Consider the following 16,205-nt stretch of genomic DNA (forward strand, 5'->3'; position numbering starts at 1 on the left):
CCTGATGTTAATGATACTCTTTCAAACTTCTTCCGCAGGACGACTCCCCTCCCCCGGAACAAGCTCGGTTTCATGAAAAGCTTCCCGCTTGACCCCATAACCGTCATACCAACGACACTCAACCATACCGCTGGAATAGCCGGTGACAATCATCCGCGGGCCGCCCTCTTTAACCGTTACTTCCTCACTAATCATAAAGCTCATACTCGCCTCCTTTTTTCGAGTGAAACTTGTTCACCTTAGTTGAAGATGGCGAATTTTGCATAATAGCCAGTGCGAGTATTAATGTGCCTGACCGCGCATTTTCGCTACCGCTTTCACTCCAAGTACCACAATGCCGCCGATGATAAAACCAAGTATCAGATTTAAAACAGTCGGGAATATCATCGCCACCACTGCACTTTGCTGCCCGGCGAAATGTTCAATGGCGTGATGCAGCGGCGCAATACCATGAACCACAATCCCGCCACCGACGAGGAACATCGCCAACGTGCCGACAATCGATAACGCTTTCATCAGCCAGGGCGCGATAATCAATAACCCTTTACCCAATGCCTGCATCAGCGCGCTGGATTTTTCCGCCAGCCAATACCCCAGGTCATCAATCTTAACAATAACCCCTACCAGCCCGTAGACGCCCACGGTCACTACCAGTGCGATGCCTGAAAGCACCAGCACCTGATTAAGCAACGGCGCTTCTGCCACAATCCCCAGCGTGATGGCGACGATTTCCGCAGACAAAATAAAATCAGTACGAATCGCCCCTTTTATTTTGTCCTTTTCAAACTTCAGCGGATCCTGCGCCGCCAGCTTCTCCAGACGCTGCTGACTCTGCGCCGGATCTTCTTTGTGTTTACGCGCCTCCAGCATATGCAGCACTTTCTCTACCCCTTCAAAGCAGAGAAACGCGCCGCCAATCATCAACAAAGGCGTAATCGCCCACGGGATAAATGCACTGATGATCAGCGCCAGCGGCACCAGAATCACTTTATTGATCAGCGATCCTTTCGCCACTCCCCAGACCACGGGAAGTTCCCGGTTGGCACGCACACCTGAAACTTGTTGTGCATTGAGTGATAAATCATCCCCTAGTACACCGGCGGTTTTCTTCGCCGCCAGTTTGCCCATCACGGAGATATCGTCCAGCAGTGTGGCGATATCATCGAGCAACGTCAGTAAACTACTCCCGGCCAAAAGCATTCCCTCTCATTTTTATTGTTGAAGGGAGTAAGTATGAAGCAAAAACGGCAGCTCTGATACTTGCTTCATAGGTCAACATTTTTTTAACAATCAAGTGCAATTATATCTCTCGCCAGCAGAATGATTTTCACGTTTACTATGAACCACCTTTTTATTTTCACCGTGTGGGATTATGCGTTTTCGCCAGTTGTTACCGCTTTTTGGCGCGCTGTTTGCGTTGTATATCATTTGGGGCTCAACCTATTTTGTCATTCGGATTGGCGTGGAAAGCTGGCCTCCGTTAATGATGGCGGGCGTTCGATTCCTGGCAGCCGGTATTTTATTGATGGCATTTTTGCTACTGCGCGGACACAAACTCCCCCCGCTACGTCCGCTGATCAATGCCGCGCTGATTGGCCTGTTATTGCTGGCTGTCGGTAATGGCATGGTGACAGTTGCCGAACATCAAAATGTTCCATCCGGCATCGCCGCCGTAGTGGTTGCAACCGTGCCCCTCTTTACCCTGTGCTTCAGCCGCCTGTTTGGCATTAAAACGCGCAAACTGGAATGGATGGGTATCGCCATTGGGCTTGCCGGAATCATCATGCTCAATAGCGGGGGTAATTTAAGCGGCAATCCGTGGGGCGCGATTCTGATTTTAATCGGCTCGATTAGCTGGGCGTTTGGCTCGGTTTACGGTTCGCGCATTACCTTGCCAGTAGGAATGATGGCGGGTGCGATTGAGATGCTGGCGGCAGGCGTGGTGTTAATGATTGCGTCGATGATTGCGGGTGAAAAACTGACGGCGATCCCTTCCCTTTCAGGCTTCCTTGCGGTCGGCTATCTGGCGCTGTTTGGTTCGATTATCGCCATTAACGCTTATATGTATTTAATCCGCAACGTCAGTCCGGCTCTCGCCACCAGCTACGCCTACGTTAACCCGGTGGTCGCGGTCTTGCTGGGTACGGGAGTGGGCGGAGAGACGCTGTCTAAGATTGAATGGCTGGCGCTCGGCGTGATTGTCTTCGCGGTGGTACTAGTCACGTTAGGAAAATATCTTTTCCCGGCAAAACCCGTTATTGCGCCAGTTATTCAGGACGCATCAAGCGAGTAAATGAATCCCCTGCGTGTCGATCTGCGCGCTGGCACCTTCGCCGCAGATCCACTCTTCCAGACGCTCGGTAAGTGCCGCATCCGTCAATTTTTCGCGCCCGCGTAACGCACACTCCCAGACAATCAGTACGCGCCAGCCAAGCTCCTGCAAGCGACTGATATCGCGGCGATCGCGCTCAACATTTTTACCTATCTTCTCCAGCCAGAACTCGGTTCGAGTCGCGGGCACTTTAAACAGATAGCAGTGATGATGGTGCCAGAAGCAGCCGTGGGTAAATATCACGCAGCGATATTCATCAAGAACAAAATCCGGGCGTCCGGGCAAACTGGCGTCCTGAACGCGAAACGCCAGTCCCTGCCCGGTTAACAAACTGGCGAGGCGCTTCTCAATCGCCGTATCGCGCGTGGCAATTGCGCGCATATTTTTGCTGCGTGTAGCCTTATCGTGAACGTCGGCCATGTTTTGCTTCTTGCTGACGCAACGCCACTGCCTGTTTGATTTTTGGTTCAAGCAGTTTTGCCACCGCGGCAAAGACCGGCACGACCACCGAGTTACCGAACTGGCGATAGGCCTGAGTGTCCGAAACCGGAATGCGAAATTTCGCTTCTCCTGGTGCTTCAAAGCCCATTAAGCGCGCACATTCACGAGGCGTTAACCGACGTGGGCGGTGTTGCTGGTTCTGCGGATCGTCAAAGTCTTTCTCACCCGTGGCTATATCCCAGCCGCGATCAATTAAAATTTCCGCGCCATCTTTGTAATAACGAGCAGAAAGCGTACGCGTGACGCTTTGCGGATTGTTCGGATAAACCATTCCATAACCGAAGCCGTTACCGCGCGCCTGATGTTTTTTCGCATAACGATAGAGGTACTTCCACAGCACCGGCGTCAGGATATATTTCGCCTCAACCATCGGGTCCAGTAACTGCGCCAGTGTCACTCGCTGTGAAGGGAAACATTCGCTGATCTCACGCAGGGTAAAATCGGCTTTCAGATTCAGGTCGCGACGAAAACCCACCAGCACGATGCGTTCACGGTGCTGCGGAAGGAAATGTTTACCGTCAATGATTTTCGGATCGTCCGGGCCATTATCTTCTGCATCTGCCACGTCATAGCCCAGTTCATCCAACGTCTGCATGATGATACGGAACGTTTTCCCCTGGTCGTGGCTTTTCAGGTTTTTGACGTTTTCGAGCACAAAAATCGCCGGGCGACGCGCGTCGATAATACGCACCACATCGAAGAACAGCGTGCCCTGGGTATCACAGGCAAAACCGTGCGCTCGTCCGAGTGAGTTCTTTTTCGATACGCCAGCCAGAGAAAACGGCTGACAAGGAAAACCGGCCAGTAAAACATCGTGCTCAGGAATATGTTGACGGATATGTTCCGCCGCCGCGTCATCACCTATACCCTCTTTGTGGCTGAGAGTGATGTCGCGAATATCTTCATTAAAGTGATGCACCGCCGGGTCGCAATAATAGTTGGCTTTATAAGTGCGTACAGCATGTTTGTTCCATTCGCTGGTAAACACGCACTGCCCACCAATCGATTCAAAACCGCGACGAATACCACCAATCCCGGCAAATAGATCGATAAAGCGAAACGCATAATGCGGATGATGTGCCGGTGGAATGGGTAACAACGTTTGCAGATGTGCGAACTCTTTCTCACTTAAACGGTGCCATGCTGAGTCATTCGCCAGCGCACGTTTTAAAATTGCCGCGCTCCAGTGATTCTCACCCACACCATTAAGATGCGCCACCAGCGTTTTGACATCATAAATTTGCAGCAGTTGCTCCACCATTGCCTGTGCGGCATTCCCGGTGCTGTATGAATCGGTTACTGATATATTTTCCTGCATAGATTTAACCGGCCATCTGAGATGGCCGACAGGTTAACATAATTACCATCATTTAGGGCCACGAGCTCAGCCAACCGGTGAAAACGTATCAATCACCTTGTGATCGATACCTTCATTCTCCCCCGCCAGCTCAGCACTGAGCTTCGCCATAAACTCGACTAAAAATTGCGCGTTGTACTGCGCCAGTTGTTTGCCTTTTGTGGTTTGCATGGTGTGCGGTAGCTTCAGCAACTTAGTCTGAAAATGATCCAGCGCGTAACGTTTATCATCAAGTGGGCGATGCTGCGCGAACGGATCTTCGCCATCAAACAATGCCACGCCCAACGCCCCCGAAACGGCAAACACACGCGCCAGGCCAATCGCCCCCAGAGCTTCCAGCCGATCCGCATCCTGAACGATTTTAGCTTCCGCCGTTAAAGGGGCGATTTGCGCGCTAAAACTGTGTGCGGCAATGGCATGGCAAACAGCCTCGATTTTTTCCGCCGGAAATTGCGCGAATTCTTCACGCAGCAGGCGACGCGTCTCTTCTGCTGCCAGTATTGAAGAACGCTGCCGTTGCGGATGATTTTTCGCCAGGCTCACGATATCGTGAAAATAACATGCGGTTAAAATCACCAGCATATCGACATCGTCATCTGCCGCCAGCTTCTGTGCCGTAGCCCAGACGCGGCGAAAATGACACACGTCATGGGCCGCGTCCTGGTGCTGATGATGGTTTTTCAACCAGTTTTCGAACTGTGCCTGCCAGTGTTGTAAGTCCATACGCGCTCCGTTGCCAAAGAGTCGCCACCTTAGCAGTTTTTATTCATAGCGTCTGCTACGTGCGGGACGAGGTCGGGTGTACCAGGCAATGCTGCCTAACAATGCCCCGACCAGAGCCATAAATAAAAATCCGACCAGTGCCCCTAACCACTTTCCCGCGGTAGAGCCTAAATCGCTTTCAAATCCCGACACGGGGGCATCGGGGATCCGGCTCATCACCCAGATGTAACGCGCCATTGCCCAGACGAAATAGCCACACCATGTATAGAAAGCCCACAAAGCCGGTTTGCCGCCAGGGCTGCGAGAGAGTCTCTCTTCCATCTTTGTCGAACCGTATTCCATTTTGAGATAACCCGGAAAATTCAGACTTAGTACTATTATGTGATAAAAGTCACATTTTTCCACATTGGATGAGCCAGTCAAGACTCAATCATTTTTTGAACAAATAGATAAATTTTGCGCAACGGCAGTGAATACAGGAAAAATCGTTTTGAGCGATTTTATTTATCTTTGATATCGGCTTTATTAATTCATTTAATCAATATATTAGCACTGATTACAATTATACCTTTTTATTATTCTGTGTCATGATGCTTCCGTTATTAGCCTTTTATCGTCTTGTTTATATTTTTTGGGCCGGCATGATGCCGGCTTTTTTTTATGCCTTCATTAATGTGCGCCTGATCACACCAGCCGTTTGGCGCAACAATCATTGATACCCCCTATGTTTCCGCTCAACTCATAACATATTGATATACATTTATAATTTCATGAATATTTATATTTAGAATTCATAATTCTGAATTATATTAAATAGATTAGAAACATTTTGAAATCTTTTAAATACATTTGTTACATGTAATCCTTAAAATAAAATGAACTTCATAGAATAGTATCCAAATGTGCTTTTTTTTGGATAACGGCACTTATTGATATATTCATGAAGATTATAATCACAAGGGAATACATAATGAAAAGAAAAGTTCTGGCAATGCTGGTCCCGGCGTTATTAGTTGCTGGCGCAGCAAATGCGGCTGAAATTTACAATAAAGATGGCAATAAAGTTGATTTCTACGGCAAGATGGTTGGCGAACGCATCTGGTCAAATACTGATGATAATAACAGCGAAAACGAAGATACCTCCTATGCTCGTTTCGGTGTTAAAGGTGAAACCCAAATCACCAGCGAACTGACTGGTTTTGGTCAGTTTGAATACAACCTCGACGCCAGCAAGCCCGAAGGCTCTAATCAGGAAAAAACCCGTTTAACCTTCGCAGGTTTGAAATATAACGAGTTAGGATCTTTCGACTATGGTCGTAACTACGGTGTTGCTTATGATGCCGCAGCTTATACCGATATGTTAGTTGAATGGGGTGGTGATTCCTGGGCTTCCGCTGACAACTTCATGAACGGTCGTACCAACGGTGTTGCAACCTACCGTAACTCTGATTTCTTTGGTCTGGTTGATGGTCTGAATTTTGCTGTGCAATATCAAGGTAAGAACAGCAATCGTGGCGTTACTAAACAAAACGGTGATGGCTATGCGTTGTCTGTAGACTACAACATCGAAGGTTTTGGTTTTGTAGGTGCATATAGCAAATCTGATCGTACTAATGAACAAGCTGGTGACGGCTACGGTGATAACGCTGAAGTGTGGTCATTAGCAGCCAAGTATGATGCAAATAATATCTATGCAGCAATGATGTACGGTGAAACCCGCAACATGACCGTTTTGGCTAATGATCATTTTGCAAATAAAACCCAAAACTTTGAAGCTGTTGTACAGTATCAGTTCGACTTCGGTTTACGTCCGTCTTTAGGCTACGTATATTCCAAAGGCAAAGATCTTTATGCTCGTGATGGACATAAAGGTGTTGATGCTGACCGCGTAAATTATATCGAAGTTGGTACCTGGTACTACTTCAATAAGAACATGAACGTCTACACAGCATACAAATTTAACCTGCTGGATAAAGACGATGCAGCGATTACCGATGCCGCAACTGATGACCAGTTTGCAGTTGGTATCGTCTACCAGTTCTAATCAGCCAACGCGCCGCGGCGTGTTACTGTAAAACATAACACTAGCCTGAGTTCGTCCCTCATCGAACTCAGGCTTTTTTATTGGCATTTCATCTCCATCTGCGGCACACGCAATTGCCAAAGCATATCGATACAGCACCTTACCCTGCCCCTCCTGCCACAATAACATCTACCAGCGACTCTTCCAGCCAACACCCCAAATGCACATTCTGATGAATTACCCCGTAACAAACACGCTTCCCAAATAGAAATCTTTGCAAAAATAGTGCATGAAATAAGCTTTTTCTCTACCAATCCGCGATATAAATATTCATCAGCACCACAATATTCCACATCACTAAATCTCTCCCCACCGCCCCGCATCTCTGATAATGGTCTAAAATCATTGAGGCCACTTGCGACGACGTTGCTCAATAAGGAAAATTTGGCGTGAATAATATTCAACACCAGTGCAGCATCATCATTACATACTTACACCCGCCGACTACCGCTTTCGATATATTGACTCAATTTTCCAGCCTGGTTAAAAATAGCGACCAGCTCAGTCGCAAATATAGTGACTACCCTAACTAAGCAACAATAAGGAATACACTATGACTGTTCAAACAAGTAAAAATCCGCAGGTCGATATTGCTGAAGATAATGCGTTCTTCCCTTCAGAATATTCGCTTAGCCAATATACCAGTCCCGTCTCTGATCTTGATGGCGTGGACTATCCAAAACCGTATCGCGGTAAGCATAAAATTCTGGTGATCGCCGCGGACGAACGTTATTTGCCAACCGATAACGGAAAACTGTTCTCGACCGGTAACCATCCGATTGAAACGTTGCTGCCGTTGTATCATCTCCATGCTGCAGGTTTCGAATTCGAAGTGGCGACCATTTCCGGTCTGATGACCAAGTTTGAATACTGGGCTATGCCGCACAAAGATGAAAAAGTAATGCCATTCTTTGAGCAGCATAAATCGTTGTTCCGCAATCCGAAGAAACTCGCGGATGTTGTCGCCAGCCTCAACGCTGATAGCGAATATGCAGCAATCTTTGTTCCTGGTGGTCATGGCGCACTTATTGGTTTACCTGAAAGCCAGGACGTAGCTGCCGCTTTACAGTGGGCAATCAAAAATGACCGTTTTGTTATCTCCCTTTGCCACGGCCCGGCGGCTTTTCTGGCGCTTCGCCACGGCGATAACCCACTGAATGGTTATTCCATTTGCGCATTCCCAGACGCCGCAGACAAACAAACGCCAGATATTGGCTATATGCCAGGTCATCTCACCTGGTACTTCGGCGAAGAGCTGAAGAAAATGGGCATGAACATCATTAATGACGACATCACCGGGCGAGTACATAAGGACCGTAAACTTCTCACCGGCGACAGTCCTTTCGCAGCGAATGCGTTGGGTAAACTGGCGGCGCAGGAAATGCTGGCAGCTTACGCGGGTTAATCCCTGTTACGTTTGAATGTAAGCGCATAATTAATCGCAGCCGCGTTAGTACTCACGACGTGGCTGCGTTTTTTCACGGTTAATTTATGGCGTACTGAAGCCCTATGTTAATTTCTTTGCGGTAACGTAATTCGGAACACATTATGCTTATTGAGATAGTGATATGAAGCACTTCCCCCATGCAATTCGGCAATCGCTTTGACTAAAGAAAGACCAAGTCCCTGACCTACGGAATGACGCGAATTATCTCCCCGCCAAAATCTACGGAAGAGTTTTTCAGGCTCATGTATTTTCGTTCCAGGACTGGCGATATCAATATTAAGATAGCCGTTGGTATCAAGAAAACTGGTTATATGAATACGCGATTTTTCTGGTGAATATCTAATGGCATTAACAATAAGATTCGATAACATTCGTTGCAGTAAAATTTTATCCGCAAAGATTTGCTGATTGCACTCGACCTTAAAGCAAATCTCTTTCTCGTCTGAAAGATATTCAAGATAATCCAACAAATTTTCGACTTCCTTATTGAGAGAAAGCGAGTCCAGTTTCACCAAAACATTGTTTTTATCTGCCCGGGCAAGAAACAGTATGTTCTCTGTTAACCGCGAAATATTTTCCAACTCTTCAATGTTACCGGCAATTGTTTTTTGATATTCAGCGATACTTCTGGTTTGACTGAGCGTAACCTGATTCTGACCCAGTAATGCATTAATGGGCGTTCTAAGTTCATGAGCGAGATCGTCAGCAAATTGACTTAGGCGTTCAAAATCTTTGACTAAGGCTTGATGCATTTTATTCAACGCCTGCCCAAGAGGTTTTAGTTCTCTCGGTAATGCGCTAACCTCAACAGGCTCTCGGCTATAGTTATAATTCAGCGCTTCCGTTACACCACTCAACTTTTTGATCTCTCGTAATCCCGTTCTGATTAACAGCGGACTTAATACTGAGCAAAGTACAATGGCGACAATGCAAATTATAATGCTATTAATTTTATACTGTTCAAGCATGTTATGTCTGGCTGAAGCCAATTTAGCCACAGTAACCGTTAATGATGGCGAAACTTCATCAATATTAATTCGTAAAGCATCAATCTCAGTATCATTAATAATGCTTCTGTAAATGCCAGCTGCGCTGATTGTCTCACTAGCAGGTATGTTATTTAACATGTCATCACTGACATTTGTCCGGTTAACAATTTTATTGATGCCATCACCATGAATGATCAAGATATCCTGACTAACATCCATCATCCGGTTAAAGTATACAGGTAACGTATCTGGATTTACCCCATCAATTAACAACTGCTTGATCTGTGCTGTCCGGTTAATGAGTGTTGTATCATCGCGCCATTTCAACTCACTTGCCAGGCCATTATAGAGAGTCCAGACAATTCCAGCGCCAGCAACAGACAGCAGCAATATAAAAAGCAAGGTTAAACGGACGGTTATAGACAATCTTTTCATTATTTTTTTACCGCTACGAATGAATAGCCCATCCCCCGGATTGTGGCGATTAGCTTTTCAGGAAAAGGATCATCAACTTTTGCGCGGAGCCTGCGAATGGCGACATCCACCGTATTGGTATCACTATCAAAGTTGATTCCCCAAATTTCACTCGCAATAACCGTTCTGGGTATAATTTCGCCAGCTCTGGAGGCCAGTAGCCAAAGTAACTGAAACTCCTTGCGCGTCAGTGTAATACTGATATTGTCCCTGCTCACACTTTGACTTACAGAGTCCATTCTTAAGCCACTGATTTCTAATGTTGAATTCAAAGCGTGATGTTGCCTTAATTGTGCCCGAACCCTTGCCAGCAACTCAGAAAATGAAAAAGGTTTTACCAGATAATCATTTGCTCCACTGTCCAGCCCTCTGACTCTGTCATCGACAGAATCCCTTGCAGTAAGGCAAATAACAGGGGTTTGCTTTGCTGTTCTTAACGTTTGTAAGATCTGCCAGCCATCCATACCCGGAAGCATAATATCCAGAATTATCAATGCATAATCATCCTTCAGCGCAAGATAAAGCCCATCTCTGCCATCAGAAACGGCATCAATGACATAACCCGCTTCGGAAAGCCCCTGCGTTACCCACTCCTGGGTCCTTTGATTATCTTCAATAAGTAAAATCTTCATGAAAATAATATGCCATAAATCATATGTTATAGAAACAGCCTGGTTCATTACAAAATTGTAATGCTGCTGTAAGGTTACCCTGGCAGCTTTTTCGCTATCCTCAAAACTCATTCACATGACAAGGATATAAACATGTTAAAGCGTTATTTAGTACTCTCGGTAGCAACGGCAGCATTTTCATTACCTTCTTTGGTTTATGCCGCACAACAAAACATTCTTAGCGTGCACATTTTGAACCAGCAAACCGGAAAACCCGCTGCTGACGTGACAGTCACTCTTGAAAAGAAGGCGGATAACGGCTGGTTACAACTTAATACCGCCAAAACAGATAAGGATGGACGAATTAAGGCACTGTGGCCCGAGCAAACTGCAACTACGGGCGATTACCGTGTCGTATTTAAAACCGGGGACTATTTCAAGAAACAAAATCTTGAAAGTTTCTTCCCTGAGATCCCCGTTGAATTTCATATTAATAAAGTGAACGAGCATTATCATGTGCCTTTATTACTTAGCCAATATGGGTATTCAACCTATCGTGGCAGTTAATGCATAAATATGTAAAAGCAGATCTCTGCTACTGTTAGGGAGGACACTCCCTGACAGATTAACAGTAAACGGCTCTTGCTGGCTAACGACAAAAAAGTGTGATGGCTTATGAAAAAGAATCAATTTTTAAAAGAATCAGATGTTACGGCCGAGTCGGTATTCTTTATGAAGCGTCGGCAGGTGTTAAAAGCACTGGGCATCAGTGCAGCTGCACTTTCTTTGCCTCACGCTGCGCATGCCGATCTGCTTAGCTGGTTTAAAGGGAACGATCGCCCGCCCGCCCCCGCCGGAAAACCGCTGGAGTTCAGCAAGCCTGCCGCCTGGCAAAATAACCTGCCACTGACGCCAGTAGATAAAGTCTCCGGTTATAACAACTTCTATGAATTCGGGCTGGATAAAGCCGATCCCGCCGCTAATGCTGGTAGCCTGAAAACCGATCCATGGACACTGAAAATCAGCGGCGAAGTGGCAAAACCATTGACCCTCGATCACGATGATTTAACCCGTCGCTTCCCGCTGGAAGAGCGTATTTATCGTATGCGCTGCGTGGAGGCATGGTCGATGGTGGTGCCGTGGATTGGTTTTCCGCTGCACAAATTGCTGGCGCTTGCCGAACCCACCAGCAATGCGAAGTATGTCGCTTTCGAAACAATTTATGCACCGGAACAAATGCCAGGCCAGCAGGACCGCTTTATCGGCGGCGGGCTGAAATATCCTTATGTCGAAGGATTGCGTCTCGACGAAGCAATGCATCCGCTCACACTGATGACCGTGGGTGTTTATGGCAAGGCGTTACCGCCACAAAATGGCGCGCCGGTACGACTGATTGTGCCGTGGAAATATGGCTTTAAAGGGATTAAATCGATAGTCAGTATTAAGCTGACCCGCGAGCGTCCGCCAACCACCTGGAATCTGGCAGCGCCTGACGAATACGGTTTTTACGCCAACGTTAATCCGCATGTTGATCACCCGCGCTGGTCACAGGCTACCGAACGATTTATTGGTTCAGGCGGCATCCTCGATGTTCAGCGCCAGCCAACGCTACTGTTTAATGGTTACGCCGACCAGGTGGCATCGCTGTATCGTGGCCTGGATTTGCGGGAGAATTTCTGAATGCGTCTGACAGCAAAACAGGTGACATGGCTGAAAGTTAGCCTGCATCTTGCCGGATTGTTGCCGTTTCTCTGGCTGGTCTGGGCGATCAATCACGGTGGACTGGGTGCCGATCCGGTGAAAGATATTCAGCATTTTACCGGTCGCACTGCACTGAAATTTTTGCTGGCGACCTTGTTAATCACACCTCTGGCACGCTACGCAAAACAGCCGTTATTGATACGCACTCGCCGCCTGTTAGGCTTATGGTGCTTTGCCTGGGCGACACTGCATTTAACCAGTTACGCATTGCTGGAGCTGGGCGTGAATAATCTGGCGTTATTAGGCAAGGAGTTAATTACCCGGCCTTATTTAACGTTAGGAATTATCAGCTGGGTTATTTTGCTTGCTTTAGCGTTTACTTCAACCCAGGCGATGCAGCGAAAACTCGGCAAGCACTGGCAACAGTTGCATAATTTCGTCTATCTTGTCGCGATCCTGGCCCCAATACATTATCTGTGGTCAGTGAAGATTATTTCACCGCAGCCGCTCATCTACGCTGGGCTGGCTGTACTGCTTTTAGCCTTACGGTATAAGAAGTTGCGTTCCCTTTTTAACCGGTTACGCAAGCAGGTTCACAACAAATTATCTGTATAACTTCATATTGCCGACAAAGTACGCGTTATCCCTGCCGGATGCGGCGCGAGCGCCCTATCCGGCCTACGCAGATCACATCAGATTATGTTTCGTTTGTCATCAACCTCAAATTATCAATATAATTCATTTTATTTCAATAAGATAGATAAGTACACCTGAGAAAACTATGCTCTCATCTCCTAAGAGTTGTTGCATTTTGCCATATGTTACAATATAACATTACACATCATATACAATGACTCTGGAGGAAACTGTTTTGGCGATTCGTCTTCACAAACTGGCTGTTGCTTTAGGTGTCTTTATTGTTAGCGCTCCTGCCTTTTCGCATGGTCATCACTCACACGGCAAACCCTTAACAGAGGTCGAACAAAAAGCTGCTAATGGTGTTTTTGATGATGCCAATGTACAAAACCGAACGCTCAGTGACTGGGATGGAGTCTGGCAATCCGTTTATCCTTTACTGCAAAGTGGCAAACTTGACCCCGTCTTTCAGAAGAAAGCGGATGCAGATAAAACTAAAACATTTGCTGAAATTAAAGATTATTATCACAAAGGTTATGCAACAGATATCGAGATGATTGGCATTGAGGACGGCATTGTTGAATTCCATAGAAATAATGAAACAACATCCTGTAAATATGATTACGATGGATACAAAATACTCACCTATAAATCAGGCAAGAAAGGCGTTCGTTACTTATTCGAATGTAAAGATCCTGAAAGCAAAGCCCCTAAATATATACAATTTAGCGATCATATAATTGCACCACGAAAATCATCTCATTTTCACATTTTTATGGGTAATGATTCACAGCAATCTTTATTAAATGAAATGGAAAACTGGCCAACGTATTATCCATATCAGTTGAGTAGCGAAGAAGTGGTCGAGGAAATGATGTCTCATTGAGTATTCTCATGATAACGCCTCGATGCCGCTTTAGTAAGTCATCATAACTGCCACTGGTCCATCCACAAACGCCACTGAACGCAAGCTAGCTACAGACACGCTCATCACTATGACGTGTCTGTATATTAATAAGCTAACCCGCATTGAGTTAACCAATAACGGATTCCATACACAATACGGCCAACAGAGAAAGATACCTGTGCTCACGCCATTGCTTATATTGGCTGGTTACAATGTGCACTATCAATTTTTTAAATAACAAATTCTTAAAACCACATCTGTATAAGGAATTTTTAAGGTTCGTGGGATAGCTTGACTGTAAAAATTACAGGAGCTACAAAAATGAACCGATTCTCAAAAACTCAAATTTATTTACATTGGATAACGCTGCTTTTCGTTGCAATAACCTATGCCGCGATGGAACTCCGTGGCTGGTTTCCTAAAGGTAGTAGTACTTATCTGCTGATGCGAGAAACACATTACAATGCGGGTATATTCGTTTGGGTGTTAATGTTTTCACGCCTGATTATAAAACACCGTTATAGTGATCCTTCTATTGTGCCACCGCCACCTGCCTGGCAAATGAAAGCGGCTTCGCTAATGCACATCATGCTTTATATAACCTTCCTTGCACTTCCTCTGCTGGGGATTGCTTTGATGGCTTACAGTGGAAAATCGTGGAGTTTCCTTGGTTTCAATGTGTCTCCCTTTGTTACCCCAAACAGCGAAATTAAAGCACTGATAAAAAATATTCACGAAACCTGGGCAAATATAGGTTACTTTTTAATCGCAGCTCACGCTGGCGCAGCACTCTTTCATCACTACATTCAGAAAGATAATACTCTGTTACGAATGATGCCTCGCCGCAAATAAGTCGATCCCCTGACAAGGAAATGTGAACCATGGACATCAACGCGTCATAAATGTTTACGCAAGTGCACAATGCACCCTTTCCACTATCAACAAGGAGGAGCAGAAACTGTGTAAATCGTACAATGGTAAGACTTATCAAAAATACAGGTTAATTTTGGTATTTAAACCTTTTTTACTTGTTAGTATGATACAAAGGCTTTCAAAAAAGCTGGGAAATTCAACAACTCTTGGAAATTATGGACTTTGTCCCGCGGCTTTAATCTGACGGCCGCGTTCCTTTTTTGACTCAATTATTGAACCCTTCTCTACGCAACTTCAGTTCCCACCACCAACTTTGCGGCAGTTTCATAGGATGAATGTCTAAAAGAATAATGGTGAGCGATAAGAAAACGACTGAATAACTGCACATTTTCGCTCGAAAGCTTCCTGTCAGATCCATAGCGAATCAAGTGCTGAATGTCACAGTATCGAACAGAAAACAGTGACGATCTAACCCTTCAAGAATATTCTACGATTGTTCTGTTTAGGAAAAGCAAGGCGGGAAGTCGGGAGATAAGTCATTGATAAAGTGGCGGAGAGAGGGGGATTTGAACCCCCGGTAGAGTTGCCCCTACTCCGGTTTTCGAGACCGGTCCGTTCAGCCGCTCCGGCATCTCTCCGTTCAGATGGTTGCCATGATGCCAGGAAATTTGGCATTTTAACAGTCCCTGTCCGTGCAATTTTGTTCAAGTGACGAGTTTGCGAGCAAAACGATGATTAAGTGGCCCTGGAAAGTACAAGAATCAGCACATCAAACTGCCCTTCCCTGGCAGGAAGCACTATCGATCCCCCTTTTAACGTGTCTGACGGAACAGGAACAAAGCAAATTAGTCACTCTTGCCGAACGTTTTTTACAGCAAAAGCGGCTTGTTCCTTTACAGGGCTTTGAACTGGATTCATTAAGAAGCTGCCGGATAGCACTTCTATTTTGCCTACCCGTTCTGGAGTTAGGACTGGAATGGCTGGATGGTTTTCATGAAGTCTTAATTTATCCTGCGCCATTTGTGGTCGATGATGAATGGGAAGACGATATCGGTCTGGTGCATAACCAACGTATTGTTCAGTCAGGTCAGAGCTGGCAGCAAGGGCCTATCGTTTTGAACTGGTTGGATATACAAGATTCTTTTGATGCTTCTGGTTTTAACCTGATTATTCATGAAGTCGCTCATAAGCTGGACACCCGTAACGGCGATCGCGCCAGCGGAGTTCCCTTTATTCCGTTGCGTGAGGTTGCTGGCTGGGAACACGATCTTCATGCTGCAATGAACAACATTCAGGAAGAAATCGAATTGGTTGGCGAGAATGCGGCGAGCATTGATGCTTATGCAGCCAGCGATCCTGCTGAATGTTTTGCCGTACTTTCTGAATATTTCTTTAGCGCCCCAGAACTTTTTGCTCCTCGTTTCCCTTCATTGTGGCAACGTTTCTGCCAATTTTATCAACAAGATCCTTTGCAGAGACTGCATCACGCTAATGATACAGACTCGTTTTCGGCGACGAATGTTCATTAATTAACAACTTTGCAGATTAATTAACCAATTGAAATGACTTAT

At 46.0% G+C, this 16,205-nt stretch carries 17 protein-coding genes and 1 tRNA gene; 9 read left to right on the forward strand and 9 right to left on the reverse strand.

Translation table 11 applies throughout. From position 1 onward, the window contains the following. Nucleotides 1-21: 21 nt before the first annotated feature. Entirely contained in the window at nt 22-204 is a 183-nt protein-coding gene (locus ACJHXA_RS08535) for a YodC family protein (RefSeq protein WP_000009244.1), read from the reverse strand. A gap of 78 nt (nt 205-282) precedes the next feature. Further along, nucleotides 283-1,200 (reverse strand): DUF808 domain-containing protein, encoded by a 918-nt coding sequence (locus ACJHXA_RS08540; RefSeq protein WP_024170845.1) that lies wholly within the window; start codon nt 1,198-1,200, stop codon nt 283-285. 172 nt (nt 1,201-1,372) lie between these two features. On the opposite strand from ACJHXA_RS08540, the gene yedA reads away from it, so the two are divergent. Beyond that, the gene (gene yedA / locus ACJHXA_RS08545) at nt 1,373-2,293 is read left to right on the forward strand and encodes a drug/metabolite exporter YedA (protein ID WP_001725230.1); all 921 of its coding nucleotides are present in this window, start codon (nt 1,373-1,375) and stop codon (nt 2,291-2,293) included. Here the strand turns inward: yedA and vsr are convergent. From vsr to drpB, 4 genes are all read right to left on the reverse strand, one after another. Beyond that, nucleotides 2,282-2,752, reverse strand: coding sequence for a VSPR family DNA mismatch endonuclease (gene vsr, locus ACJHXA_RS08550; protein WP_001725229.1), 471 nt, complete (start codon nt 2,750-2,752; stop codon nt 2,282-2,284). The genes yedA and vsr overlap by 12 nt on opposite strands. Next, entirely contained in the window at nt 2,733-4,151 is a 1,419-nt protein-coding gene (gene dcm / locus ACJHXA_RS08555) for a DNA-cytosine methyltransferase (RefSeq protein WP_001725228.1), read from the reverse strand. The genes vsr and dcm overlap by 20 nt, the downstream gene beginning before the upstream one ends. A gap of 66 nt (nt 4,152-4,217) precedes the next feature. Beyond that, a complete protein-coding gene (locus tag ACJHXA_RS08560; protein ID WP_001725227.1) occupies nt 4,218-4,913 on the reverse strand; it encodes a phosphohydrolase in 696 nt (231 codons plus the stop codon). Nucleotides 4,914-4,952: 39 nt separating this feature from the next. Beyond that, nucleotides 4,953-5,234 (reverse strand): cell division protein DrpB, encoded by a 282-nt coding sequence (gene drpB / locus ACJHXA_RS08565; protein ID WP_001372217.1) that lies wholly within the window; start codon nt 5,232-5,234, stop codon nt 4,953-4,955. 649 nt (nt 5,235-5,883) lie between these two features. Between drpB and ACJHXA_RS08570 the strand changes: the two genes are divergently transcribed. Next, the gene (locus ACJHXA_RS08570; RefSeq protein WP_000824361.1) at nt 5,884-6,957 is read left to right on the forward strand and encodes a porin; all 1,074 of its coding nucleotides are present in this window, start codon (nt 5,884-5,886) and stop codon (nt 6,955-6,957) included. 592 nt (nt 6,958-7,549) lie between these two features. Then, on the forward strand, nt 7,550-8,401 hold the full coding sequence (gene hchA / locus ACJHXA_RS08575) for a glyoxalase III HchA (protein WP_000218204.1): 852 nt from the start codon (nt 7,550-7,552) through the stop codon (nt 8,399-8,401). A 107-nt stretch (nt 8,402-8,508) separates the two neighbouring features. Here the strand turns inward: hchA and hprS are convergent, their stop codons facing one another. Both hprS and hprR read right to left on the reverse strand, forming a co-directional pair. Continuing rightward, nucleotides 8,509-9,867: a two-component system sensor histidine kinase HprS gene (hprS, locus tag ACJHXA_RS08580; protein WP_000826755.1), complete on the reverse strand. Its 1,359-nt coding sequence runs from the start codon at nt 9,865-9,867 to the stop codon at nt 8,509-8,511. Next, nucleotides 9,867-10,538 (reverse strand): response regulator transcription factor HprR, encoded by a 672-nt coding sequence (gene hprR / locus ACJHXA_RS08585; RefSeq protein ID WP_001339045.1) that lies wholly within the window; start codon nt 10,536-10,538, stop codon nt 9,867-9,869. Before hprR ends, hprS begins: the two co-directional genes overlap by 1 nt. Nucleotides 10,539-10,670: 132 nt before the next feature. Between hprR and hiuH the strand changes: the two genes are divergently transcribed. From hiuH to ACJHXA_RS08610, 5 genes are all read left to right on the forward strand, one after another. After that, nucleotides 10,671-11,084, forward strand: a complete 414-nt coding sequence (gene hiuH / locus ACJHXA_RS08590; protein ID WP_000920127.1) for a hydroxyisourate hydrolase — start codon at nt 10,671-10,673, stop codon at nt 11,082-11,084. Between the two features lie 108 nt (nt 11,085-11,192). Continuing rightward, a complete protein-coding gene (gene msrP / locus ACJHXA_RS08595; protein WP_000740100.1) occupies nt 11,193-12,197 on the forward strand; it encodes a protein-methionine-sulfoxide reductase catalytic subunit MsrP in 1,005 nt (334 codons plus the stop codon). Beyond that, a complete protein-coding gene (gene msrQ, locus ACJHXA_RS08600) occupies nt 12,198-12,833 on the forward strand; it encodes a protein-methionine-sulfoxide reductase heme-binding subunit MsrQ (protein ID WP_001240105.1) in 636 nt (211 codons plus the stop codon). A gap of 256 nt (nt 12,834-13,089) precedes the next feature. Further along, on the forward strand, nt 13,090-13,740 hold the full coding sequence (gene zinT, locus ACJHXA_RS08605; protein WP_001007759.1) for a metal-binding protein ZinT: 651 nt from the start codon (nt 13,090-13,092) through the stop codon (nt 13,738-13,740). A gap of 342 nt (nt 13,741-14,082) precedes the next feature. Beyond that, a complete protein-coding gene (locus ACJHXA_RS08610) occupies nt 14,083-14,613 on the forward strand; it encodes a cytochrome b (protein ID WP_001079074.1) in 531 nt (176 codons plus the stop codon). 569 nt (nt 14,614-15,182) lie between these two features. On the opposite strand, the gene ACJHXA_RS08615 is transcribed toward ACJHXA_RS08610, so the two are convergent. After that, nucleotides 15,183-15,272 (reverse strand) — tRNA-Ser (locus ACJHXA_RS08615). Nucleotides 15,273-15,365: 93 nt separating this feature from the next. Between ACJHXA_RS08615 and mtfA the strand changes: the two genes are divergently transcribed. Beyond that, nucleotides 15,366-16,163, forward strand: a complete 798-nt coding sequence (mtfA, locus tag ACJHXA_RS08620; RefSeq protein ID WP_001302302.1) for a DgsA anti-repressor MtfA — start codon at nt 15,366-15,368, stop codon at nt 16,161-16,163. The last annotated feature ends 42 nt before the right edge of the window (nt 16,164-16,205 follow it).

It is taken from the genome of Escherichia sp. WS33 (genome assembly GCF_046486385.1).
Classification (GTDB): Bacteria; Pseudomonadota; Gammaproteobacteria; order Enterobacterales; family Enterobacteriaceae; genus ECMA0423.

Coding starts and splice junctions, on each gene's coding strand:
- hchA (WP_000218204.1), top strand. CDS start 7,550: ATGACTGTTCAAACAAGTAAAAATCCGCAGGTCGATATTGCTGAAGAT.
- msrP (WP_000740100.1), top strand. CDS start 11,193: ATGAAAAAGAATCAATTTTTAAAAGAATCAGATGTTACGGCCGAGTCG.
- ACJHXA_RS08610 (WP_001079074.1), top strand. CDS start 14,083: ATGAACCGATTCTCAAAAACTCAAATTTATTTACATTGGATAACGCTG.
- hprR (WP_001339045.1), bottom strand. CDS start 10,538: ATGAAGATTTTACTTATTGAAGATAATCAAAGGACCCAGGAGTGGGTA.
- ACJHXA_RS08540 (WP_024170845.1), bottom strand. CDS start 1,200: ATGCTTTTGGCCGGGAGTAGTTTACTGACGTTGCTCGATGATATCGCC.
- dcm (WP_001725228.1), bottom strand. CDS start 4,151: ATGCAGGAAAATATATCAGTAACCGATTCATACAGCACCGGGAATGCC.
- hiuH (WP_000920127.1), top strand. CDS start 10,671: ATGTTAAAGCGTTATTTAGTACTCTCGGTAGCAACGGCAGCATTTTCA.
- ACJHXA_RS08570 (WP_000824361.1), top strand. CDS start 5,884: ATGAAAAGAAAAGTTCTGGCAATGCTGGTCCCGGCGTTATTAGTTGCT.
- mtfA (WP_001302302.1), top strand. CDS start 15,366: ATGATTAAGTGGCCCTGGAAAGTACAAGAATCAGCACATCAAACTGCC.
- hprS (WP_000826755.1), bottom strand. CDS start 9,867: ATGAAAAGATTGTCTATAACCGTCCGTTTAACCTTGCTTTTTATATTG.
- vsr (WP_001725229.1), bottom strand. CDS start 2,752: ATGGCCGACGTTCACGATAAGGCTACACGCAGCAAAAATATGCGCGCA.
- ACJHXA_RS08560 (WP_001725227.1), bottom strand. CDS start 4,913: ATGGACTTACAACACTGGCAGGCACAGTTCGAAAACTGGTTGAAAAAC.
- msrQ (WP_001240105.1), top strand. CDS start 12,198: ATGCGTCTGACAGCAAAACAGGTGACATGGCTGAAAGTTAGCCTGCAT.
- ACJHXA_RS08535 (WP_000009244.1), bottom strand. CDS start 204: ATGAGCTTTATGATTAGTGAGGAAGTAACGGTTAAAGAGGGCGGCCCG.
- drpB (WP_001372217.1), bottom strand. CDS start 5,234: ATGGAAGAGAGACTCTCTCGCAGCCCTGGCGGCAAACCGGCTTTGTGG.
- yedA (WP_001725230.1), top strand. CDS start 1,373: ATGCGTTTTCGCCAGTTGTTACCGCTTTTTGGCGCGCTGTTTGCGTTG.